Raw genomic sequence first — 1,555 nt, forward strand, 5'->3', positions numbered from 1 at the left:
CGGCTTCCTGCACGAGATCATGTTTCACGCGCTCAGCCAGCTCTCGAACAACCTGCGCGACTCCGGCTACGGCAAGCCGATGCTGGTCATCCACAACTCCGGTGGCATGGCGCAGATGAACTCCACCGACGCCCTGCAGACCATCCACTCCGGTCCGATCGCCGGCGTCGGCGCCGCGGAGCACCTGTCGAACGAGACGGGCCTGGGCCATGTGATCTCCACCGACATGGGCGGCACGTCCTTCGACATCGGCCTGGTGCCTGAGGGCGGCGTGAAGCACTATGACTTCCTGCCGACCATCGACCGCTGGCTGGTGTCGGTGCCGATGGTGCACCTCGACACGCTCGGTGCCGGCGGCGGCTCCATCGCGTCGTACGACCGGATCCACAACTCCATCAAGATCGGCCCGGAGTCGGCCGGCTCCAACCCCGGCCCGGCCTGCTACGACCGCGGCGGACTGCGCCCGACGGTGACCGACGCCGACCTGTTGCTCGGCTATCTGGACCCGGACAACTACGCCAACGGCTACATCAAGCTCAACCCGAATCGCTCCCGGTTCGCCGTCGAAGAGAACCTGTGCGACCAGCTCGACATGGACGTTCTCGACATCGCCCGCGCGATCAAGGATGGCGTCGACGAGCAGATGGCGATCGGCATCGGCAAGGAGCTGCGGGTGCGCGGCTACTTGCCGGAGGACTTCACGATGCTCGCCTACGGCGGCAACGGTCCGCTGCACGCCTGCGGTATTGCTCGCCATGCCGGCATCAAGCAGATCCTGGCCCCGCCGTTCTCGTCGGTGTTCTCCGCCTGCGGCGCCGGCAACATGAAGCAGCTGCACTTCCACGAGCGCGGCGTGCACATCACGATGTACAACGCCACCTCCCGGTCGCTGTACGACAAGTACGAGGAGTTCAACGCGATCGTCGAGGAACTCGAGGCCCGGGGCCGGGAGGACCTGGTGCGTCAGGGCTTCGCGGCCGAAGACGTGAAGTACCGCCTGGAACTGGACATGCGCTACGGCAACCAGTTGCTCACCCAGGCTGTCGCCCTCGACATCAACCGGATGAACGGTGTCGGCGACGTACTGCACATGATCCGCACCTTCGGTGATGTCTACAGTCACCGGTTCGGCGCCAGCAGCGCGGCACCCGAAGCCGGGATCCGGGTGGGGACCGTGCGGGTGGCCTCCTATGTCGACGGCGACGTCGTCAACTTCGACTCGCTGGAGGCCGGCGGCGAGCGCACGGTGCCGACCGAGGTGTCGCACCGCAAGGTCTACTTTATCGGCCAGGACGACTCGATCGAGACGCCGGTCTACGACCAGACCGCGCTGTCGCACGAGCGGGTGATCCCCGGTCCCGCGATCGTCACCACCGAGAACACCACCTACCTCGTCGAGCCGGGCTGGCGTCTGGAGCCGACGGTGCAGGGCGCCGTCTGGTTCCTGCAGGACTGATCGAGTACACCGTCGAGCGCACCAGGGAGAAGACGATGACTGTCACGGACGACAGCGCCACGCAGGAGCAGGCCACCGAGCAGAGCACCCTCACGCCCC

Annotated in this window: 1 protein-coding gene; it reads left to right on the forward strand. The window is 66.4% G+C overall.

The window, feature by feature from the left end; all coding sequences use genetic code 11:
• On the forward strand, positions 1–1,456 hold a 1,456-nt coding region (locus ACY45C_RS09075; protein WP_462187182.1), incomplete at its 5' end, for a hydantoinase/oxoprolinase family protein.
• Between the last annotated feature and the right edge of the window lie 99 nt (positions 1,457–1,555).

The organism is Frankia sp. CcWB2, assembly GCF_977927585.1.